Here is a 25,587-nt window from a genome sequence, read left to right as displayed (position 1 = left end):
TCTTAGTAGGCATAGAATCCTTGACCCGTCTTCCGCCCCCACTGTCCTGCATCAACCATTTTCTGCAACATCGGACAGCATCGGAATTTGGGGTCCTGATAGCTGTCGTACAATACTTTCAATGAATGCACTACCGTATCCAGACCAATCAGATCCGCCGTCTCCAGCGGCCCCATCTGATAATTGAAGCCCTTCTTCATAATGGCGTCCACCTGCTCGGGTGTAGCGATTCCATCCTGTACAATGTACGCCGCTTCATTCATTAACAAGTGCGAGAGGCGATTAGAGACAAACCCGGGCAGATCCTCTATGACAACTGGACTTTTATCAAGAGTTTCCAAAAACGCTACCATCTCATGTTCCGTACCCTGCGTTGTATGATGTCCTTTGATCACCTCCACCATGGATTTAACGGGAACCGGATTCATCAGATGCACCCCAATGACTCGACCTGGGTCAGGCAAAAATGAAGCGAGCTTTGTCACGGAAATACAGCTTGTATTTAGCGCAAATAAAACATCCGGACGAACCTTGTGGGATAGTCGTGCATAAACTTCCTTTTTCAACTCCAGGTTCTCGGTTACATTTTCAATAATGATACTTGCCTCTTCCACACCTTCATCTTGTGTCTGGAACGAGATCCGTTCCATGATCTGATCCAGGGGCACCTGACCGTACCCTTGCTTCAGAAAGCAAGCTGAACGATATTCACGACGTATAACATCAGGGGCGTGTTCGATGACCGACGCCGAAATATCCTGCAAAATTACACGATAACCAGCCCTCGCGACATCCAGTGCTGTGGCGCATCCCATCACCCCTGCGCCAATGATTGCAATGAGTCGATTATGCATACCTAATCACCTCCTTATTGAGCTACCGTTAGATCAGCTCGTCGTAGATCTCTTTCATTTCTGCAAGTGCTGCGGGGACACGCTCACCGAACCAGGCAACATCTTGCATATCAAGCAGGATATTCGGATACATCCGCGAGAGCGTAGATACCAGAACACCGTGCTCAGCAAGCTTGCTATTTAACAAAATATCAAAAGACATCAATTCAAACGTATAATCAGCCGTATCCGTAAGCGGCTCCGTGCAGCAGTGATAAGAAGCACAGCCAGACGGACCCTGAACAATTAAAGGCAGACCTACCTTCACTGCTTCCTGGCAGAGTATGTCATGCATCATCTCAGCGTGGCGGTTCATGCTGTGCATCGCCTGTCCTCCATTGCGTCCCAACATTTCCAGCGTAGCTTTTACAGCAGCTGTACCTAATGGATAGCCATTAAACGTACCCGCATGAATTACTTTTTTGTCTACAAGCAACTTCATGATATCCGCTCGGCCAACCAGGGCTGACACCGGAACTCCGCCACCTGCGATTGCCTTCCCAAGTGTAGTCAGATCGGGCGTTACACCGAATAACTGTTGGGCACCACCGAGTCCCATACGGAATCCTGTTATAATCTCATCAAAAATGAGCACGACCTGGTACTGATCACATAACTGTCTGACTTTTTGCAGATAACCCGGAGCAGGCATGACTCCGCCTCCATTTACACAAACCGGCTCCATGATTACTGCTGCAATGTCGTCTCCATGCTGGCGAAATAGTTCCTCCAGACGGGGGGCGTCATTCCATGGCAGGAGGTAGGATTGAGATTCCATGGCATCCCTTGCCCTCCCCTTTGTTCCTTTCATGTCACCAGGATAATCTGAAGGTACAGGCAGACCTGTACGTGCAGTCTTGCCACCCATAATATTGTCCGCATTGCCATGATAATGGCCTTCAAAACGTACAAAGCGATTTTTACCTGTCCACGCCCGGGCAAGACGAAGTGCATTCTGGACAATCTCCGTGCCTGATAACCCAAAACGAATCATCTCTGCTGAAGGTACATATTGATGGATCAGTTCCAGAGCCTCTGCATCCAGATCGCAATGACTTACGGAAAGAACACGGTCAATGGTATCCTTCAGACACTCGTTATACTCCTCGTTGCCGTGGCCAACGATGAGGGCACCAAAGCGGGCATATAGATCCAAATACTCGTTGCCGTTCATGTCCGTCACTCTGCTTCGGGAAGCATGCTTGAAATGGAGCGGCGTCTCTTCCCAAGGAAGGTGAAAATTATAGTGCACACCTCCAGGCAGCCATTGTTTCACCCGCTGATTGTACTGCATCATCTCCGTGATCATCCCTTATCGCCTCCCCCACTTGTCTGGTTTACTGCTTCATATCGATCCAGTAACCTGGACCGATCTTGCGGATCATCCAGTGAATAGGCTGCAGACAAGGTCTTATTCTCAGCCAGCATATTTCTTACGCTCTGGCCTGGACCGATATCGATCCATACCGTCGTTCCCAGATTTTGAATGCGTGCCAATGCCTGATTCCAACGAATGGGTTGCAAAAGCTGGCTGCTCAGCAGCTTAGGAATGTCCTCGGCTCCGCGAATGAACTCCCCATGTACTGTAGAGCATATGGGAAACACCGGTGCAGAGAAGGAAATCCCTGCAAGCATCTCTTCAAGCTCAGGCTGAATGAACTGCATCAACTCGCTATGATAAGGTGCATCTGCCTTCATTGGCATCATGCGAAAAGGAATGAATTCCCCACCGTAGCCATCCACCTGATCATCCAGCAGTTGAAGACCCTTCGCAGTACCTGCGACGACAAACTGTCCCGGTGAATTATAACCGGAGATCGTCACATACTCGTTCTGACGAATATTCTTGACTAATTCTTCAAGCGCTTCTTGGTTTACATCAACAACAATACCCGCTCTTCCTTTTTGCTCCTGAATGGAGCGATGCATCAACGCACCACGCTGAGCTGTAAAACGGATCCCATCAGCAAATCGCAGTGCTCCCGCCGCTACTAAAGCCGAAATCTCCCCCAAACTGTGACCTACTGCATAATCTGGAGTCATTCCTGTTCGGCGAACAAATGAGTCAAATAAAACGTAGCTTGCCGTCAGTACAGCAGGCTGAGCATATTCAGAGACCGTCAATTGATCCAGGGTCCCTTCCATAACCAGTGCCTTCAAATCAAATCCGATCACCTCGCTCGCTTCCGCAAAGATCTGATTCGCCTCCGGTTCACTGTCCAACAACTCGCTGCACATTCCGATATACTGGCTGCCCTGGCCGGGAAATAGCGCACAGAACGTCATACGCTACCGCCACGCTTGTAATAGGCTTTTAATCCGTAATGCGAGATCATCTCCTGCTGCATCTGAGAAGAACCTTCAATAATCTCCAGAATTTTGGCTTCCTTATACAGCCTGGCAACAGGATATTGGTTACTAATTCCGTTCGCACCATGAACCTGTAGCGCATCACTTGCAACTTCAACAGCAACTTTGGACGTAAAATATTTGGCGATCGTTGTCTCCATGGCGGCCTGCGGGTCCTTGGCTTCTCTCAGCTCGGCTGCCCGTAAACATAATGCTCGTGCTGCATGGACTTTTGTCACCGCATCTCCAATCATGCCGCGAATCAGCTGAAAATGACTCAGCTTCTGATCAAATTGCTTCCGCTTCCTTGAGTAAGTCACCATGGCATCCAGCGCTTCCTGCGCAATCGCCAACCCTGCCCAGGCAATGCTATATCTGCCCTGGTCCAGCGCCCCGGTTACGATGTACTCAAAACCTTCATTCAGACGTCCAATAATGTGATTCTTTGGTACACGCACCTCATGGAGATCAATCTCAGCTATACCTGTCTCTCCCGCAACCATGACACCTTCAATAGGTTGGGTCTGTACACCCTCAAACTGGCGTTCGACCCAAAAAGCAGTGCTTCGTCCCTGATTCGAGGCAATAATGATAAATACATCTGCCAGATGTCCAAACGTGATCCACTTCTTTTTTCCATTTAAAACAAAACAGTCCGATTCTTCTCTCCACTCGGTCTTTACACTTTTGGCATCCGAACCAACTTCCGGTTCAGTCAGACCAAAGGCAGCAATCCATTCTCCCTTCACCAACTTGGGCAGCCAGGACGATTTTTGCTCAGGCGTTCCGAAACGTACCAACGTTTCACTTACAAGTGAAGTATGTACCGTTAACAAGCTGCGAACGGCTGGAAGAGCCTTGCCAAATACTTCAGTCAACAGCCCGTACGCCTTAGGACCGAGACCCATGCCGCCATATTCAGCCGGGATCGAGGCAGCCAAGTAACCTTTTTCAGCCATGGCACGGATCAATGTTCTGGGAATGGCTTGCTGTTCTTGAATCTGTTGAGCATAAGGACGAATTTCACGGGCAGCAAACAATTCAGCTTCATGAATGATCTCTTGCTCTATATCTGCTTCAATCATTCGGCAACCCCCTCTTGAAGAAGAGATTCATTGAGATAAGCGGCGAACTCGGCAATTGTTTTGTATTCAAACAACGCAACCGGACTGATGTCAACTTGAAGATGCTTACGCGCACGGTTAATGATCTTGAGCGCCTGCACAGATGAGACACCAATTTTCAAAAAATTCATCTCTTCATCGATGTCCTCTGGCTCCTGATTCAACGCTGCAGCAATCTCGCTTTTAAGAAAAAGCTCAATTTCTTCTTTTGTCATATCATGACCTCCGTTCCCTGATTCACATCTATCCAATGTACATACGGCTCGAATGGGTGTGCTGGCAGATGTACGATCTGGCCAGAGCCATTCGGATGTAACTGTTCCCAATCCAGCGCAGCACCACGTACATAAAGCTGTCCCAGCAATAAAGCAAGCTGATCCTCCATGGTAAGTGTCGGCTCGGCAGACAGGCGGATGAAGCTCTCCTTGCCACTGTATTCAAGCTGCTGCTCTGTCTGATCTGCAGCAATCATAATTACAATGTCGGCGTTTGGCATCTTGCCAGGTGTGTCTTGCAGACTGTCTAACGTCACTCTGTTGTTCACTGGAAAGGATTGGCTTGCATGAGCGCTGTGATGTTCCTCGCCATCCAGATGTAAACTGGATACAAGTTCCTCTCCTGCAGCTATTCCTCGAATCTCTTGAATGGAAGGGACCAGACGTACAAGTGTCTCAAGCAAGGTCACCCAGTAGTTCAAGGTTGATACCGTATCTTCATTAGAATCGTCTGGCCTGAGTACCTTACGAGCTTGAGCTTCATCTTCTCCGCGAATCTCATGCCCCCCAACCACAATATTGACACGAGCAGCTCGGTTTCTAGGCTTGAAGCCAAATTCCATCTCTTCGATGTTCCACTCTCCGGTTGAGCTGACAGCTACTGCTGCACGATACCGATAATGTTTTCTATATCTGTTCCGGGTAAAACAAAGATCCTCTAGTGCCAGGTCCGCATGTTTCTTCACATATTGCTCCGTGTTATCAATCAGCTTTTTTAAAGCCTGTTCTGATTTCGCAGAGAACGTTAACAACTGGCCACGTGCGGGGGCATCTGCACGGACAGGGGCTTTCCATTCCTCCAGCACAATGTGGGCATTCGTACCTCCCAGGCCAAATGAACTGATGCCTGCCTTCCGTGTTTTTCCTTCAGGTACATCCCACGTTTTATGCTCGCTAACGATATGGAACGGCGATTGCTCCAGTCGGAGGGCCGGATTCGGATTATCCATGTGCAGACTTGGTGCCAGTTCCCCATGCTGCATACTGAGAAGAACCTTGGCAAGACTGGCTCCACTGGAGGCTGCAAATAAATGACCAATATTGGTTTTGACTGAACCTAATCCAATCGAATTATCGCTTGTATATCCATTTTCCCGGAACAGTCGGAGCAAGGCATTCACCTCAATTGGATCTCCAATCCTTGTCCCCGATCCATGTGCTTCAATATAAGAAATCTCGCTCGGGTTTAGGTTGGCGTCGCGATAAGCGGCACGGAGTACCTCATATTGCCCCTGAGGGTTGGGTGCCATAATGCCCAGGGAATATCCGTCGTTATTCACCGCTGTCCCGCGAATCACACCATAAACATGTTTATTGTTGCGAATTGCCTCTGTTAGCGGCTCCAGATATACAACAACAGCACCTTCTCCCAAGACTGAACCATCTGCTTCCCGGTCAAATACCTTCGTATGTTGAGTGGAAGAACAGATTCCAGCATTGCGTGATAGTTGATGAACATGCGGTGTAGCCAAAATGTTCGCTCCGCCTACAACTGCCCCAGAGATACGCTTGTCCTGAATGGCCGCCACAGCTTGTGTCAGTGCTACCAGAAAAGAAGAACATGCTGTATCTATGGACAGTGCCGGCCCTGTAAAATTGTACATGTGTGAAATGGAGGCCGCTGCAATATTGGACATATTGCCTACCATAGCGTGAGAATGAACAGCCTTTCCAAGACTCCGGTTCATATAATCAATAACCAGATCGAAGTATGTGCTGGGGTTAATCCCTACATACACACCCACATCACGCTTATCCTCATGATCCACGAGCATACCCGCATCCTCCAGCGCCTCATGAGCAACTTCCAGCAGCTTCCGATGTTGCGGATCCATAAATGCAGCTTGTTCAGACGGGATTTCAAAGAACTCATGATCAAACGTATCCGGTTGCTTCAGTTCCCCAATCCAGTCATCCCAACCAGGTTGCTTGGAACGTCTTGCACGCTCTAAACTAACCCGGTCAACACTATCTAACCCGTTAACCAGATTGCTCCAGAACTGTTCTTGGGTGTCAGCATCAGGCAGACGTAGAGACAGTCCGGTAATAGCAATAGCACGATGTACATTCAGGTGATTATCTGTTGTTTCAGCTTGTTCAGAGTCCTTCGTTTCTGCTGGAAGTTCCTGCAGATATTCCACCATCTCACGTACTGTACTGCAAAAAACAAGTAGTTCTTGTCCTAATTCACGTCCCATATGTGCAGACAGCTTGTCAAGTAATTGATAGGAGAAAATGGAATTGCCTCCAAGTGCAAGAAAAGAAGTATCCATCTCAATCTTTCCTGCGGGCAATTGAAGAATTTCGGCCCAGGCTTTACGTACGGTATATTCCAAAGACGATGTGGAAACCGTCTCGTGTCCTTGCTGTTGTGTGTTTTCGCGAATCAGCTCTTCAATGGCCTCGATGTCCTTGGTAAATACTCCACGCTCATATTCGTTTCTCAGCATGAAGCGCTGAACCTTGCCACTCGTCGTTTTGGGAATAACCTTGATTGGGAGAACATGGGTGATCTCAATACCCAATCCAGCCCTCATACGTTGGATCAGATCCTGTCGTACATCCAGAAACTGTGGAGTGCCCGATTTGTATTTAACAAATACAAGTAGCTCCTCTACTTGTTTGAGGCTGTTAAAGTGCCCGACTACCGTCAGATTCCCTCTCGGAATGCTGCTATTCTGGTACAAAATTTCTTCAAGATCATGCGCATAATGGTTCTGTCCCCGAATAAACACAATGTCCTTGATTCGTCCGCTTACAACTAGGGAGCCGTCAGCCATATAACCCAAGTCTCCAGTGCGAAGCCACCCATCCACATACATTTCACGATTGATCTCCGGGAGACTGTAATATCCGGAGGTTACCGATTCCCCACGGATCTGGATTTCGCCAACAACCCGTTCATCCAGCACTTCCCCCTGTTCATCCGCAATCCGGATCTGAATCCCTGTCATGGGATATCCTTCATGAACAAATTCGATCACATCCGAAGTATGGCTATCACTGCTAGGCAGCTGGACTGGCACAGCCAGTCCTTCCTGCACCAGCCGCGAACGCGAAATACGTTCAATTCGCGGCTCTTCCCCCAGTCTGGAGGTACATACACCTACTGTCGCTTCTGCCATGCCATACGCAGGAAACATCATATTGGAACGATAGCCACAAGAGCTGAATTTTTTGACAAATCGCTCGATAACAGACGTTGATATAGGCTCTGCACCATTCAAGGTCATACGCAATGAAGACAGATCAAGCGTTGAGAGCTTGGAATCCGGGATCTTCTGAACCATCCATTCGAAACCGAAATTGGTACAGCAAAACCATTTTCCCTGATGCTCCGTAATCTTGCGCAAGAACAGATAAGGCGACCGTACGAAGGTATAAGGTGACATCACCATGATGTTGGCTCCACTCAGGACGGGTGTCAGATGCTGTCCAAATATCCCCATATCATGCGTATGCGGCAACCAGGTAAACACATTATCTCCTTCTTCAGCTCCAAGAAAAGTCTTGCATGCAATACTGTTGGCGATAATATTGTGATTTGTTAACTGCACACCTTTGGGAATTCCCGTGCTTCCTGATGAGAATTGCAGGAACACAATGTCATCAGGAGAGGTTGGGCATAGATCAGCCATCTGCTGGCCTGCTTGAAGCTGGTTCACGCTAATCAACATAAGACCTTTGAATACCGGACTTTCCGCAAGCTGTTTATACTTGGGCATGTAGGCTTCCTCGACGATAACGACTGGACGCCCGAGTACCTCCCACACTTTCGTGAATTTCTCCAGACCGGCTGAGCCTGGTTCCCAGGCAGCCGGAGGACTAACCGGGGCGACAATAATGCCCCCCAGCATACAAGCCCAAAAGGTACGGTAAAATTCCTGTGACTGGTCAATTTCCAAAATAACAACCTGTCCTTGTTGAATGCCTTTCTCCTGAAGAGACTGCAGGTACTTGCGCGCCTGCATCAGTAATTCAGGATATGATTCAAACTGTTCGTCACCTGAAGAGCTGATATAGGTCATTCCCTTTTCTGGATGAGTATCTGCAATGTAGATTAGCATCTCAGCCACTGTTGAATAATGTTCTGGCACAATCAGCTCGGGTCCTCGCTGTATGGATTTACTGGACATGTTGCACCTCCATTGCCTCATTGTGAACTACCACTCTCACATCGCTACCAAGCTTGTCATCAATCAGCTGTTTCATACGTTTGATGTCCAGACCAGCCTGACAGGCCAGATGTACGTACAGACACTCTTCGTCGTAGCGAATAACCCATTCGAATTGGGCGAGTCCCGAATTCCAATCTTGGTCATCCGACGACTGAGACGACATTGGGATCGCTTCGCTGCTGGAGATGAAGCCTTGATAATTAAACAGAATCATCTGACGCGGCTCCTGTTCTGCTTGCCTGTAGGCAGTTCCCAATTGTTCCTGTATGCCATCATATTTTGCCGAGAGGGAAGAATCATGTGTAAGTGCCATAAAGTTAATGCTGTGTTGCTTCGTAAATTCCAGACGTTCCAACAGATCCTCCTGTGTGAATTCACTGTCTACCAGCACTGGAATCAGATCAAGGAATTCTCCCACATAATCGTAGTAGGAATCTTCGCCATACTCCCTTCCGTAATGCACCAGGGCTATTGGCAATTGGCTTATGTTCAGATAAGTCGCAATGATGTTGGAAAAAGTTTCAAAGCATGTCCACCAAACATCTGCAGGCTCCTTCCCTGCAAGGGACAACTCGACAGTCATCGCTGAAGGAGACAATGTTTCTGTTTCCTTCAACTTGTTCATGACGATGGTGTTACATCTATTCCATGCCTGAAGCGAAAATTGTTTCTCCATTTCATCTTCTGATACCCCTATGGGGCCTTGAGACAGAAAACTTACATAATCCTCATAATTTCGTACTTGGTACAGAAGATCACTCTCGATCTCTATACCTTGCGGTCTATATAATGCCTTCGACTCAAGTTGCTGCTTGATGATCTGGGCACTCATACCATCAAACGCAAGGTGATCAAAACTCCAAATCAGCTTATGCTCTCTGGCTCCTGTACGTAAAATACACAGACGCCAAGGTAGTTCCTTCAACGTATACGTTTTGTGTAACAGAGACTGAACCAGTTTGTACTCCAACTGCTCAATCGTAGCCGAAGCATAATGACGAATATCAAGATATGGGATAAGCTGTTGCAGCATGTCCGCCGCTAACGATATATCACATGGATGCCAATACAATTGTTCTTCCTCATATATCATGCTGTGCAGCAACTGATGCCGGGATATAACCCCAAGAATCAGGTGTTTTACAGCTTGTTCATTCAATTCGCCTTCCAGCGTTGTTGTAAATCCGCTTGCTCGTGAAGTCGTAGAAGCATGTGCTTGTTGAATTGGAGATAGTGGGAATTGCCCCATAGGGGTCATGCCCGCCATAAAAGATGAAACCTGATTGCAGCTGTCTAAGACATGCAGGACCAGGCTGTCCAGTTGTTTCTCATGAAGTGTTATGTCCTGTGGTATGACTATCGGGGACTGAATATGCAGGCTATCTTCGGACCAAACTGACGCCGGAGGATTAATATCTACCAATTTGGCAAGTCCTCTAACTGTCGGATATTGGAATAATTCGTTCACATTGATGGCAATTCCTTCTTTTGCCAAAATTTGAGTGAATGCAATCGCTTTGAGCGAATGCCCCCCATTTTGAAAGAAGTGATCTTCCACACCAATGCCCGGATTACCCAAGATCTGTCGCATGGCGGCAAGAATGACACGCTCTGTTATTGCCCGAGGTGAACTCACTTCCAGAGACCTCTGCTGCTCTTCAACCAAATGCTCGGACAATGCTCTTCGGTCCACTTTGCCATTGGCATTAATCGGAAGATAATCCATTCGAATAATGCGTGCAGGTACCATGTACTCTGGCAGCTGCTGGTGAAGTTCTCTTCGAATATACTCAGTATCTGCTCCAGTATCGGTTGTATAAAAAGCGGCAATGTATAGACTTCCTGATGATTCTGTAACTGTCATGACAAAGGCATCACGAACTCCCGAAACACGCTCCATACAATTGCCTATCTCCGATAACTCAATGCGAAAACCTCTAATCTTGACCTGGAAATCCGAACGTTCAATAAAAATCAGACTGCCGTCAATCAGACGTTTGACGATGTCACCTGTCCGATACATTCGTTCTCCCGTGCGGAAGGGATCATCAAGAAAGTGTTTTCGGGTAAGATCCTCACGGTTAAGATATCCAATACCTACCGCATCCCCACTGATATACAGTTCACCTGGAACGTTGGGTGGTACAGGCTTCAGCTTATCATCCAGAACATACAAGGCTGTGTTAGACAGGGGATACCCTATAGGCAGTGAGCCAGTATAAGGCTCTGTTTGCTGTAATAAGTGGTAGGAGGCAAAAAAGGTTGCTTCCGTTGGCCCATATCCATTTAACAGCTTGCCCGGCCCCACACATGCAAGCGCTTTGTTGGCATGACTCACCGATGCAGCTTCACCACCAAACATCACTCTACGCACATTCTTCAAGCATTCAGCATCCCAATCCACCAGCATATTAAACAAGGATGTCGGAATATAAAATACTGAAATCCGTTGCTGTCGGATGACATCCGCCAAACGAGCCATATCCAAAATGGTCTCTTTTGAGATTAATACAAGAGTAGCGCCATTTATTAATGAAGCAAAAATATCAAAAATGGAACCGTCAAACGCATAGTTAGAAATTTGCAGGATACGATCCTCTGGCACGACGGTGACAAAATTGCTATTTTTCATAACTTTGGTCACATTGCGATGACTCATCACAGTCCCTTTTGGGGTTCCTGTTGACCCTGATGTATAAATGATATAAGCCGGGTCAAGAGCAGTCTTGTTCATATGTTCAACGGGCTCCTGCATGTCTCCTGAATCAAATGCTGCCAGTTCATCTGCCGGCACGATACAAGGAACTACAGATTGCCATGTGGAGGCATACGCCGATTCAGTCAATAACACAGCCGCATCGCAATCTTGCAAAATAAATTCAATTCTCGATGGCGGCGAAGCCGGGTCGATCGGGACATAACTGCAACCCACTTGGAGTGTAGCAAGAATACTGATCATCTGGATCGGTCCGCGGTCCAGAATAAGAGCAATACTGGAGCCTGATTTTACCCCTTGTCCAAGCAACCTGAACGCCAGCCACTGAACACGTTCATACAGATCCGCATAGCTCCATTCACCGTCTTCCCAGACCAATGCTGTCTTCTGTGCATGCACATGAACTTGTTCCTCGAATAATTGGGAAATGGTCGCATCTCGCGGATACTGGGCGGCATTATCGTTGACTCCGTACAGCAGCCATTCCTCTTCCTCCGGTGTAGTGAGCTTAATCTGAGCAATTCGTTCATTATGCCCTGTTGTGATCTGAGACAGGATATACCGGAATTTATCCAGCATCAGTTCCATGGACTCCGCTTTAAACAAATCTGAGCGATAGTCAAGTTCAACCGTGTAACATTGCTTATGCTCGACCAGTGTCCAAGTCAGATCAAATTTGGCATCCACCTTACCTTCGACCCATGGTTCAAGTATCAGTTCCCCGGCTTCAGGATCATCGGTCCCCATATTAATGTAATTTAGCACCACATCAAATAGGGGGTTGCGGCTTAAATCACCGAATAGACCAAGTTGTTCCACCAGTGCTTCATAAGGATAATGCTGATGCTCATAACAGGATAACAGCTTGCCCCGCATCTCATTCAAATACGTCTCTGTGGACCATTCTCTGTCCATGCTGGTGCGAATGGCAAGCATGTTCACGAACATACCCATAACGTTATCGAGCTCTGGCTTATCACGCCCCGCAACCGCTGTACCAACGACCAAGTCGTCTTGACCTGTATACTTCCAGATTAATAAATTCAAAGTTGCCATAAACAACATATAAGGTGTAAGCCCTTGTTGAGTACAGAAGTCATTGACCTGTGTGCTTAACGACTCACCGAGTTCAATGGAACGGCTGTCTCCGCTGTAGGATGACGCGCCATGTCTTGGGAAGTCTGTAAGCAATTCAACCGGTGCAGGCATGTCCTCGAATTCCCGTATCCAAAACTCGGCGTCTTCAACAGATTGTGCATGTGACGCAGCTTCATCACGCCATTCCGCATAATCCTTATACTGAATGTCAAGAGATTGCAATGTTTCTCCTCTGTACATGCGTGCAAAATCCTGCATCAGGATCGCAATGGAACTCTGATCCGAAATAATATGATGCATGTCGATGAATAAGATGTGTTCCTCTTGAGAAAGGCGAATCAACTTAACACGAACCAATGGTGCGCTGGTCAGATCAAAAGGCTTGATCCATTCCATGACCTGCTCTAACCCTGCTGTTTCTAATTCCAGCAACTCCACAACGCTTGGAACCTGATCCTCGACAACCTGGAAAAGCTCACCGTCAATCATTTCAAATCTGGTACGGAATGCTTCATGTCTCTCTACAAGTGCATCCATTATTACTCTGAATTGGGTAGGGTCAAGTTTTCCTCTTACCCTATAGGAGCTGGCGAGATTGTACGCCGTACTCTCACCTTTCATCCACTCATGCACCACATACATTCTTCGCTGTGCAGAAGTGGTCTTATATTTCTCTTTCTTAGTAACAGGCAAGATTGGGTTCACTGAATCAGAGTCACTTGTAACCTGATGTTCAGCAATCCATTGAACCATGTGTTCAAATACAGAATGATCAAAAACCTCTTCCAGCCCCAAATTCAGTCCAAACATTTCTTTAATCCTCGACGCCAAGGAAATCGCTTTTAAAGAATGACCTCCAAGCTCAAAGAAATCATCTTCAAGGCCGACTGCTCCATTACCAAGCAACTCCTGCCACAATTGCGATAATACATGCCTTATCTCATCATCAGTCCGTTGAACCCTGACTTTCCCAGATGGAGATTGGTCTAATGCTGCGATAGAACCCGCTGCAACCTGCGACATACCTGCAAGCTGATACAACGCAACATCATGTTGATGAACAATGGGGTCAAAGGAATACGTCGGCAGCGAGATTTTCTGCCTACGCCCCGTTCCGTTTAACTGTTCCCAATCCAATTCCATGCCAGAGCACCAGCAAAAAGCAAGTACTTTCATTAAATACACATCTGCCTCAAGCAAGCTCTGACGATCTCCAGTAAGAGCAATGATGTTTGGCTCTGAAAATGAATCCGGGGCTATTTGTTCTGTATCCTGCAGCTGATTCGAAACGATCCACAGCGTATGCCCAGCAGATTCAGAAAGCGTCTTGCGATTTAGCAGCGTAAACAGGAAATTTGGAGATAACAGTGGTGCAATACTCGACGCAAGGTCTGTTACAGTTGCATCTGTCATCCTTCCTGTCAAAGCATCTGACAATGCTCCTTCTTCTAGTGACCAATGCTCCAGATTGTATAAAAGCCCCACGGCATGTACTGGATCAAGTGCATCACTAATAACCAACCCCACCAGTTCGCCAACGCCTTGCCCACAGACAGCATCTGGCTTGATACCAAGCTGCATCACGGTTTTATAAAGAGCATATTGCACAACAAAGCACTGCATGCGCTCAAGCCTTGAATCGGTTAACGATCGCCCTATGCCTTGGCGAATGGCATACTGTTCCTTGGACTCAAAGAGGTTCAGTATCTCTTCAAAGTGCTGTTTGAATATCTCTGAGACCTGACTGCGATACACAGAAGCGTATAGTTCCCGAATCTTGCGAGCTTCCCAACTTGCATTTCCGCTGAGATAAAACATGACCTTAGGCTTCCCATTCATCACACTTGCCTGTGTCTCAAACTCTACAGACTGCTCGCTTGGCGGAATATAACCATCTACAACGATCAGCGCTTTACGATGAATGAATCTGCTTCTTCCCTTCTGTAGCGTCCACGCAGCATTGGGCAACTGCTCCGGCAATGCATGGATCGCCTGTAGAACCGAATCGTACGTGCGTTCCAGCGCAGATTCACTCTTGGCCGAGAAGGGCAGCAGAAGCAAAGATTCATACTTGGCTTGGCTCTCTTGGACGGGCGGTTGCTCCAGAATGACGTGAGCATTGGTCCCCCCGATCCCAAACGAACTGACACCTGCTCGCAGGATACGCTTCGCGTCTTCTAATGGCTGTGGCTCCTTGTTGATATAGAAGGGACTATGCTCCAGCTCCAACATCGGATTCGTCCGATTCATGTGAATCTGTGGCGGAACCACCCGGTGGTAAAGCGTCAGTACGGTTTTAATAAAACCGGCGACACCTGCTGCCGCATCAAGATGCCCAATGTTGGCTTTCACAGAACCTAGAGCACAATAATTTCTACGATCTGTTCCCCATGACTGCCTGAGCGCTTCGATTTCAATCGGGTCCCCCAGTTTGGTTCCTGTTCCATGCGCCTCCAGATAGGAGATCTCTTTTGGAGACACTCCCGAACGATGCAGGGCTGATTGAATAACCTTGACCTGCCCGGCCACACTCGGTGCCGTATATCCAATTTTGTCCATGCCATCATTATTAATCGCTGAACCTTTAATGACTGCATAGATATGATCTCCATCTCTCTGCGCGTCGCGGAGTGACTTGAGCACAACCATTCCGCATCCATTACCAGACACAGTACCAGATGCCTGCTCATCAAACGGTCTGCAATGACCATCCTTTGAATAAATCATGCCTTCATGCCAGTGATAACCTTCTTTGAGCGGATAGGAGATAGAGACACCTCCCGCAAGTGCCACATCACACTCTCCCCGAATCAATGATTCAGCAGCTTGGTGGATAGCGACCAAAGAAGTTGAACATGCGGTCTGGACTGCCATACTCGGCCCTCTCAGATTTAATTTGTGAGATACCCGGGTTGTAATATAGTCCTTTTCATTTAAAGTCATGGCTTCAAAAGCCTGTAACAGATTACCGGAGCGACCGAGAAATTGCACCATCCATGGTAAGCTCAGTCCACTTCCGGCAAACAATCCTATAGATCCCTCATAACTGTAAGGATCACACCCGGCATGCTCAAGTGCCTCCCATGAGCACTGATGCAGCAGCCGTATTTGCGGATCCATCATGTTGGATTCCTGATGCGGATATTCGAAAAATCCGGAGTCAAAATACTCAGTATCTTCCAGTACACCTTTGGCCCGTACATAATCAGGATGTTTGAAGTCTTCCGGTCGTACACCCGCAGCGGTTAGATCCTCCTCATTCAGACGGGTGATACCGTCCTTACCTGCCATTAGGTTATCCCAGAACTCCTCGATATTTCTTGAACCGGGAAAATGCCCTGCCATACCAATGACTGCGATATCCGAGGAAGAAGAAATTCTGCTACTGTGTTCTGAAGCAAACGGGATACTCTGTTCCGGTCTGCCCTGATCTGGTCTTCTCTGTTCCACTTTGCTGTGTTCAACTGTGCTCATTACATACTCTTTTGGAGCTGTTGTCGGCTCCGGGTCCGTAACAGAATATCCAGTCGAAGCGATATGTCCGCTCTCCTCTTGTACCTGTTGTGTAACTGTCGGCAGCATCTGCTCAGCCACCAGATGATTGACCAGTGCTGCAATGGAGGAATGCTCAAACAATTGCACCAGCGGAACGCTTTTATCCAGATAGGCATTCAGCCGATTATTGATCAGAATAAGCCCCAGCGAGTTGCCTCCGATGTCAAAAAAGTGATCATGGATATTAACCGTATCCAGATTCAATATTTCCTTCCACGTTGCAATGAGCATCTGCTCTAGGTCAACTTTTGCCCGCTCGATTCCTTGAATCGATGAGCCATAAACCAGAGCCGGATTAGCCTTCTCTCCCGTTTCAAAATCAGCCAGACGAAGGGCATTGCGATTCAGTTTGCCATTAGGCAGCACAGGCAGATTTTCCAGACGAATCAAGCGAGAAGGCATCATGTACTGTGGAAGCCGCTGCTTTAACCAGGTCCGAAGCTGTACGTCTTCATCTCCCATAACGGAAGGCCCAATCCCAGGCTTCAGACTGTAGAAAAGGATTAATTGCAATGAATGTTGCTCGGCCCCTTCTACCTTAACGACAGCTTCTCTTACACGTTCATAATTCATCGCTGCCTGCTCAATCTCGTTCAGTTCAATCCGGTAACCCCGAATCTTCACCTGCTGATCTAACCGTCCCATTAACTCAACATCCCCATCCGGCAGTATACGGGCCAGATCGCCAGTTCGGTACAACCGGCCTCCCAAAACATTGGGGTTTGCAATAAATCGGGCATCGGTCTCAGCAGCATTGTGCAGATAACCGCGGGATAACCCTTTTCCTGCAATGCACAGCTCTCCATAACTTCCAGGTGGCAGTATTTCACCTTCATCATTCAGAATATAAATCTCTGTATTGGTAATGGGCTTGCCAATGGTAATTGCGGCTGTGTCATTCAATTCTTTGGTCGTTGACCAGATCGTAGTTTCCGTTGGTCCATACATGTTAAAGACTCGAGCGGGCGTAAGCCGCTTCAGATCGGTGAGGAGTCCCACAGGGACGTTTTCCCCTCCAGTAAGAACACACCGCAGATTACCCAGCGCCTGAGCGAATTCCGGATTTTCGACAAATGCCTTAATGCGTGAGACCGTGCTAAGAATGTGCGTAACACCATGTTCACGTATTCGACGTGAAGCAAGAGCCGGGTCAAGCTGCTCCTGCTCATTGGCCAGATACAGCGAATATCCGGTGCATAATGGTGTCCACACTTCAAATCCGAAAATATCAAAAGATATGGTCGTTACACTGATGATGCGATCTGTCTCATGTGCAAAAATATGTCGGTGCCTGATGTCCTCAACAAAATTGACCATCGCCTCATGAGTAATCATGACCCCTTTGGGACGACCCGTCGATCCTGAGGTAAAAATCACACAGGACAGGTCCGAAGACAGGAAGTTTACGTCCGGGTTAACGGATGAGCGCACATCCTGAGCAGTTGGATCATACACAAATCGCTCTCCGCTAAAAGTCACTGTGCCTTCTTCATCAGGCGTACACAGCAATACGTTCATTCGGCTATCTTCGATCATATTCACGATGCGCTGCGGCGGAAAGGCAGGGTCCAGAGGCACATAAGCCGCCCCAGCTTTCAGCACCGCCAATAGCATAATGATCAACGATTCATCTCGTCTGGATAATATGCCTACAGGTTCATCCCGGCGCACACCTTGATCAATCAGCTTCCAAGCCAGCGTATTAGCTTTTTCATTAAGCTCCTTGTAGGTTAAAGAGGCTCCGGATGATACAAGGAGAGCTTTCTTGTCTGGCGTGTGTTCTGCCTGCAGCTCGAACAGCCGATGCAGACCCACTGCAGGATTGTAATCCAGACGTGGACCAGCAAGACGATGGACTGGGTGCTCATGAGAAATGTTTCTCTCAAACAGTTCGCTCAGAGACAGATTAGGCTGTTGTACAACCTCTTGGCAGAGTCCGATAAACTCCTGCATCATACCTTCAACTGTGTCCTGGCGAAACAGATCCAGCGAATATTCGATATATCCTTCAATCACCTGCTTCTCCCTGTTTTCTTGACAGGTCATTAACAGATCATAAGTAGACGTACCCGTCTCCACCGGAAAAGAACTGAATTGCAAACCATGAAGTTCAAGTCCATGCAAGTCCATGTTCTGATAATCAAAACAAACATCAAATACCGGATTTCGGTTCAACTCACGTGTCACGCCCAGTTGTGCCACAAGCTCATTAAACGGATATTCCTGATACGCAAAAGCATCCAGTGTATGTTGTTTGAGTTCGCGTAAAAAATCAGTGTACGTCCGATCAAACGTTGGAAAATTCCGCATCCCAATCATATTGACAAACATGCCTACCGTCTCTTTCCACTCCTCTTGCATCCTTCCTGCAACAGGCGTTCCTACCACAATGTCCTGCTGACCTGAGCGGTGTGCAAGAAGAAGATTCCACACACTTAGCATTACCATATACATGGATGCTTCCAATGAGGAAGCCAGCTCATGCAAGTGTTGTGTCAACGAACGATTCAACGTGAAATGGAGACGTCCCCCTTGCATGGATCGCTGTGATGGACGCTCGTGGTCAAGTGGAAGCTCCAGCACAGGTAAAGAAGGGCCAAGATGGTCCAGCCAGTACGTTTGATGTGAATTGTATTCATTTGAAGCGAGACGCTGCTGCTGCCATACCGCGTAATCTTTGTACTGCAATCGGACTGCTTGCTCTTTGCCAAAATATAAATCATTGAAGTCACGAGTGATGATTTCGACAGATGTACCATCCGCGATAATATGGTGAATATCAAAGAATAGCAGGTGCTTGCGCTCGCCTATCTTAATCAGTTCAACCCGCATAAGCGGAGCACTCCCCAGATCAAAAGGACGAATCAATGTCTCGATCATCGCAGGCAACTCTTGGTCATCTGCCACATGTTGCTCTGCATAACCCATACTTAAGCGAACCGAAGGTTGGATGATCTGAACGATCTGACCACCCCGTATCTCAAACGATGTTCTGAGCGCCTCATGATGTTGCATCAACTTCTGCAAAGCAGCCTCAACTCTTATACGGTCCAATTCACCTTCAATAATGGTTGCAGACGGTAGGTTGTAGGCCGTATTGCCTGGATCAAGCATCGCTTGTATGAACATACGCATCTGTGCAGAAGAGATTGGATACGCATCCATAGTGGGTGCAGATTGAATTATCTGTTGGTCCACTTTTGGTTTCGCCATGACATAGAGATGCTCCGCCAGTTGAATAGGCGTTGAATGATTGAAAACATCTGCTACCTCAGGCTGAATTCCTAAATGAGATCGGATCCATGCAGACAAGCTGACTGCTTTGAGAGAATCTCCTCCAACCGTAAAGAAATTAACCTCTTCATCTAGATCATCGATGCCAAAAATCGTTCGATATGCGTCCAGGACAATCTGTTTCAGTTGGTCTGAACCACCAGTATAAACTGTCCCTTTTATTAGAGTAGAGCCACTTCCCTTACCCAGATCTGCATGCTGCCTATCATCCCCGGTATCCATTCCTGCTGCCGCTGATGAGCCAGAAAGAGAAACACCCACAGGATAGGATTGTTTGTTGAAAACATAAGTAGGCAGAGAGCATTTGCGTCGTACCGTCTGACCTTTGAGCACCTTCCAGTCCGGTTCAATGCCTTCGCACCATAACTCCGCAAGTCTGCGGTTCACATAGATACTGTCCTGCTCCGTCTCCCTTACGTGACGTAGCATATTCAGTACCGTCTGGGAATCTCTTGATAGACTGTGCTGTCTGGCAAAGGAGCTTAGCGTTCGTCCTGCACCTACTTCAATTAATACAGCCCGTTCATCCTTTAACACTTCAGCCAGGTTTGATTCAAACAACACCGGCTGTAAAATATGACGGGACCAATAGTCAGGTTGTGTGATCTCATCTCCAAGCGCCCATGTTCCACTGGTATTGGACAGTAATGGGATCTGTGGCGTATGAAGTGTATGCTCCGCTAAATAACGTCTAAATTCCTCAGCGGCCTGATTCATCATTGGCGTATGGAATGCATGGGAAGTCTTCACACGAATGCACTTCCAGCCCAGTCCTTCAGCCTTGGCTTCCATCCGTGAAATGGCTTCAGCTGTCCCACCAATCACACTGGAACCTGTAGTATTCACCAGGGCAAGCCACACGTCTTCTTCCAGTTGTGACTTCACCTGCTGTGCATCCGCCATAATGGCAAGCATGATCCCGGGTTGTTGTTGCTGCATCAGACGTCCGCGAAGTCGAACTAACTTGACAGCATCTCCGAGTTCGAACACACCCGCTACCGCTGCGGCAGCCAATTCACCAATGCTGTGCCCGATCATGCCATCTGGCTTGATGCCCAGATCCAGCAGCGACTTGGCCAGCGCATAACTTGTCATGAACAGTGCGAATTGGCTGTACTCTGTTTGGTTTATTCGCTCAGGCTGCTGATCCCCGTATACAACGGACAGCATATCTTCTCGTTCTTCCGCAGGCAGAAGGTCCAATATTTCCTGAATATAACTTCTGAAGATTGGAGCTAGGCCTGCTTGCTCTATAGATCTGTATAGTTCTGCACCCATTCCCTGATACTGACTGCCCTGTCCGGGGAACATAAAGTATACGGGACGAGTGCCTTGAGCCGAATGGTATACCCGTGCTTTTCCCAGCTGCTGTATCAGCTTGTCCGGATTATCTTTCCATGTCTTATCCAGAATGAGTGCCTTGCGATACGCAAAAACAGATCTACCTGACTGCAAGGTCCACGCTGCGTTCGATACAGATTGATTCGACTGCTGAGTCAGATGTTCCATAATCCGTTCAGCGGTGCGGTTCAGCGAGTACTCTGTTTTGGCGGAAAAAAGCAATATATTTACGTCATCATCCGGACTGCACTTCTCCATCTCGGGAGCCTCCTCCAATACCATGTGAGCGTTCGTGCCCCCCACACCAAATGAATTGATCCCTGCGCGCATGACTCCAACATGGCCCTGTTTCCAATCCACACCTTGTGCATTAACTTTAAAAGGCGTATTTAAGAAATCAATTTTGGGATTAGGCTGCTCATAATTCGCTGTTCCAGGGATATAACCTTGTCCAAGACTGAGCGCTACCTTGATTAAACCAACCACACCTGCGGCTGTATCCATATGTCCCACATTGCCTTTGACCGAACCCAGATAACAAAATTGCTTTTGGTCGGAAGCAAAGGCCCGAGTTAACGAGTTTACTTCAATTGGATCACCAAGCAACGTTCCCGTACCATGTGCTTCGATATAACTCACCGTTTCGGGGTCTACTCCAGCTACCTTATAAGCATCCTGAATGACTTCAGCCTGTCCGCTTACGCTAGGAGCAAGAAAACTGAGTTTCTCTTGTCCGTCATTGTTAATTGCTGAGCCTTTGATGACCCCGTAGATATGATCTCCGTCCCGCAGTGCATCGGTTACCCGCTTCAGCACCACAATTCCCATACCATTGGAGAAGACGGTTCCACTGGCTGCCGCATCAAATGGACGACAGTGTCCATCTGTGGAGAACATCATGCCATCCTCAAATATGTAACCCCCTTCATTGGGCAACTCCACGGTGATCCCACCAGCCACGGCCACATCACATTCTCCAACGATCAAAGATTGACATGCCAGATGAGGTGTAACCAATGAAGTAGAACATCCCGTCAGAGCGGTATAGGCCGGCCCTTTTAAGTTCAGCTTATAAGCCATTCGGGTAGCGAGAAAATGATTGGTGCTGAGCGTAAATGCTTCGTATTTACTGCTATAGTTAGCATCGTTAAAAAGCACTTGACGGTACCATTCGAAGTCATCGGACCCACCAAGGAACACACCCACCTTACCCGCTTCATCCGGTCTGCAGCCTGCATCCTCCAGTGCTTCCCATATTCCCTGATACAAAAGTCTGAATTGGGGAGACATCATTTTGGCTTCACCGGGAGTATAGTCAAAGAACCCTGCGTCAAACTCATCGATGCCGTTGGCACGTCCTTTTGCCTTGACATAACGAGGTGAACGCAGCAGCGCTTCCTCCACGCCAAGCTCCCTCAATTCATCATCACTATAAAAGTGAATGCTTTCCCGCCGTTCAACAAGGTTACTCCAGAACTCCCTTATATCCTCAGCGCCCGGCACATTCACCGCCATGCCCACAATTGCAATGTCCTCACGCATAATGCCGTCTTTTCGTTGAAACAATTGTTCCCTTTCAGTCGGTATCCGAACTCCCTCATCTTTTGGTCCCAGCGCGGCAAATTGACGCAATGTCGGGCATTCGAAAAAACGAGGAACAGGGAACTCCACATCGGTATAATGCTTAAGTTTATTGTGAGCCTGAATGACAGAAAATGAATTTCCGCCCAATTCAAAGAAATGGTCATCGCGCCCTACTCTCTCAACACCGAGCACTTCGGCCCACACTTCGGCTATAACCTTCTCAAGCTCAGAAGACGGGGCGGTATAGAACGTACTGGAAGCGTGAGCATGCGTGATATCTGCCATAAGTGCCTTCCGGTCAATCTTCCCACTGCTATTCAATGGAAATTCGGATTTATGTACAAAAACGGATGGTATCATATATGCCGGTAACAAACGAGACAGGTGCTCTCTCAATTCGACAGAAGGCAGCTCCTGCTCTGACAGATAGTAGGCATACAGCAAGCCGGACCTACCTTCAAATGATTTCATGACTACCACGGTCTGGATGACACCCGGATAGGATGACAGGGTATTCTCAATTTCGCCTGTCTCCAGTCTGGCTCCCTGAATTTTAACCTGAAAATCAATGCGTCCCAGATATTCGATCGTACCGCTTGGGAGTGAACGTACCAGATCCCCTGTGCGGTACATGTACCTGAAATGCTCTGCGTCCTGTCCTTCTTGAAAGAAAGGATTAGGGACAAACTTCTCTCGGGTCATCTGTTCCAGATTCAGATATCCACGTGCAAGCCCAACACCGCTGAGACAAAGCTCCCCTGGAATACCTAACGGCTGAAGCTCATCATGATTTCCGACGACATACCATCTGGACTCATTGAGCGGGTAGCCAATCGGTACATTGCCCAAGCCTTCGTAATGGCTTAATGGATAATGAGAAACCCATATGGTGCATTCGGTTGGACCATATACATTTTCAAGACTTGCTCCAATGCCTAACCTGTTAAATTTCTCAATGATGTCTGGCGTGACTGCCTCTCCGCCAACAAACATCCATTTCAGCGTTTCCAATGCTGACAGATCGGAGCGAAGCTCCATCGTTTCCAGAAAAAGACGGAATAACGTTGGAACAAAGTTGATGTGTGTAACCTTATGTGATGCCACCGTAGACACAATACGAGCAGGGTCTTTTTCTGCTCCAGGCTCAAGAATACTTAGTGCACCTTCACCCATGAACCAGCCGAAAAGTTCCGTGGCCGACACATCAAAGGTATATGCCGTTTTCAGCAAGTAAACATCCTGCGCCTGCATTGGAAAACGACGCTCCAGATCAAGCAGTGTATTGACTACGCTATGATTTTCAACCATGACTCCTTTTGGCTTGCCTGTTGATCCGGACGTGTACATGATATAGGCAAGGCTATGCGGATTCAGCGCCTCTTCGAGGTTTGAGACATCCCCCGTATAGGCCTGATCGCCCTCAACGTAGATGTACTGGACATCCAGAGTCTCGTCATCTTTTTCGGGCTGCATAGCCAGCACGATGGATATGTCTGCATCCGATAAAATATAGGCCTTTCTGGACAAAGGATAGGAAGGGTCTACAGGCACAAAAGCACATCCGGCTTTTAATACAGCCAATAGGGCAATGACCATATCCGAGGAACGTGGCATCTGCACGCCAACTGCCGCGTTATCACTTTTTTTAATCGCAACGATCTGCCTAGCCAATTGATTCGCTTTTGCGTTGACCTGCGCATAGGCCTGATGCTGCTTGCCTTCCATTAGAGCTACCCGCTCCGGGAAACGTGCTACTTTATCGTGAAATATATCCATAATATGTTGTGGAGTGTAGGGAAAATAAGAAGTTTGATTGAATCGGTACAGTAGGTTTTCTTTCTCATCCTGCATCAGGAGGCTGAACTCCCTGATTTTTTGCTCAGAATTGGTTACTAGTTGATTCAGCAAATATAGAAATCGTTGGCCCATTCGCTCCATTGAATCTTCACGGAACAAGCTCGGTTTATATTGCAGCTTCAACTGAGCACCTTGCGGTAAACGGCTCAACACCACCATTAGATCTCCTGGAAACGTAACCTTATCTTGATCCAGAATACGAGTTCCGAGCATATCTTCCTCATAGGAATCATAAACAAAGGAGATATCAAACAATGATGGTGATCCGGGTTGAGCCTGTAACATGCTGTCTCTGACAATGAGGTTATTGGGATATCCGATGTTCCTGTACGTATCCATCCAGGTAGTGGCTACTTGTTGCAGCAGAGGTTTTAGAGTTGATTCGAGGTCAATATGGAATCGCATAGGCAACATATGGACAAAACATCCAATCGTTTCTTCCAAGTCCATACCGGGACGATGAGAATATGGGGAGGCAAAGGTGATATCGTCTGTACCGACATATTTACTCATAAGAATGCCAAAGGCACCCATAAAGAACATAAAAACGGTTACTTCATTATCTTTGGACATCTGTGTAATATCAGCCATTAACGATTCCGAAATATCAAATCGCAGTTCATGACCAATCCCTTCTTGTACAGAACCTGCTGGAAAGTCGTGCTTTAGAGAAAGAGGTTCCGCTCCCTTCATTTTGTTTAACCAGTATTCCCGCTCTTTGGAGTACTTGTTTTCGCGCAGTTTCTTGTTCTCTGCCTCAACATAAGAGATGAATCCTTCATCCAAATTGACATCCACAGGCTGATCTTCAAGAAGACACGTATATGACTGAATAAGTTTGTTTTTCATCAGTTCAAGCGACAAGCCATCACATATTAAATGATGAATACATAAGGTCAGAATATATCGGCTTTTATCCATCTGAACAATCATTATACGGAACAGAGGACCTTTCTCCAGCTCAAAAGGTGTCCCGATGCATTCATCCACCAGTGCTACTAACTGTTGTTCCTTTGGATTCTCCTGATTCTCGCTACTTAGGTCCCACAAGGCAAGTGAATAATCCATATCTTCATGAACGGATAACACGGGTACATCATTTTGAATCTCAATCCGAGTACGCAGCACCACTTGCTCATACATAAGCAATTCGATGGATTGGCGAAATATCTCCATTTGAAGATGATCAAATTGCATTGAAGCTGAGATGTTATACGAAGTGGGATCATTCACCTGACAATCAAAATAGATTCCCTTTTGTGTTTCGGAAAGTTCAACGGTTTTTTGTACCATCACGACCACACCTCATCGTTTAATTGAGAT

General features: G+C 47.4%; 7 protein-coding genes. All 7 read right to left on the bottom strand.

Annotation, left to right across the window (positions count from 1 at the left end):
• Positions 1–2: 2 nt before the first annotated feature.
• From CXK86_RS28675 to CXK86_RS28645, 7 genes are read right to left on the bottom strand one after another with little or no spacing between them, the layout of a single operon-like run.
• Complete coding sequence (locus tag CXK86_RS28675; protein WP_047843827.1) at positions 3–854, bottom strand: 3-hydroxyacyl-CoA dehydrogenase family protein; 852 nt, start codon at positions 852–854, stop codon at positions 3–5.
• 28 nt (positions 855–882) lie between these two features.
• Positions 883–2,202 carry an aspartate aminotransferase family protein gene (locus CXK86_RS28670; protein ID WP_076254388.1) on the bottom strand — a complete coding sequence of 440 codons (1,320 nt, stop codon included), beginning with the start codon at positions 2,200–2,202 and terminating at the stop codon, positions 883–885.
• On the bottom strand, positions 2,199–3,179 hold the full coding sequence (locus CXK86_RS28665; protein WP_076254387.1) for an ACP S-malonyltransferase: 981 nt from the start codon (positions 3,177–3,179) through the stop codon (positions 2,199–2,201). Before CXK86_RS28665 ends, CXK86_RS28670 begins: the two co-directional genes overlap by 4 nt.
• Positions 3,176–4,327 (bottom strand): acyl-CoA dehydrogenase family protein, encoded by a 1,152-nt coding sequence (locus CXK86_RS28660; RefSeq protein ID WP_036668521.1) that lies wholly within the window; start codon positions 4,325–4,327, stop codon positions 3,176–3,178. Before CXK86_RS28660 ends, CXK86_RS28665 begins: the two co-directional genes overlap by 4 nt.
• A complete protein-coding gene (locus CXK86_RS28655; RefSeq protein ID WP_036668520.1) occupies positions 4,324–4,581 on the bottom strand; it encodes an acyl carrier protein in 258 nt (85 codons plus the stop codon). The genes CXK86_RS28660 and CXK86_RS28655 overlap by 4 nt, the downstream gene beginning before the upstream one ends.
• Positions 4,578–8,777, bottom strand: coding sequence for a beta-ketoacyl synthase N-terminal-like domain-containing protein (locus CXK86_RS28650; protein WP_076254385.1), 4,200 nt, complete (start codon positions 8,775–8,777; stop codon positions 4,578–4,580). Before CXK86_RS28650 ends, CXK86_RS28655 begins: the two co-directional genes overlap by 4 nt.
• Positions 8,767–25,557 (bottom strand): hybrid non-ribosomal peptide synthetase/type I polyketide synthase, encoded by a 16,791-nt coding sequence (locus tag CXK86_RS28645; RefSeq protein ID WP_101314969.1) that lies wholly within the window; start codon positions 25,555–25,557, stop codon positions 8,767–8,769. The genes CXK86_RS28650 and CXK86_RS28645 overlap by 11 nt, the downstream gene beginning before the upstream one ends.
• Positions 25,558–25,587 lie beyond the last annotated feature (30 nt).

The organism is Paenibacillus sp. BGI2013, from assembly GCF_002843485.1.
Lineage (GTDB): Bacteria > Bacillota > Bacilli > Paenibacillales > Paenibacillaceae > Paenibacillus > Paenibacillus amylolyticus.
This window is presented reverse-complemented; position numbering and strand designations above follow the sequence as displayed.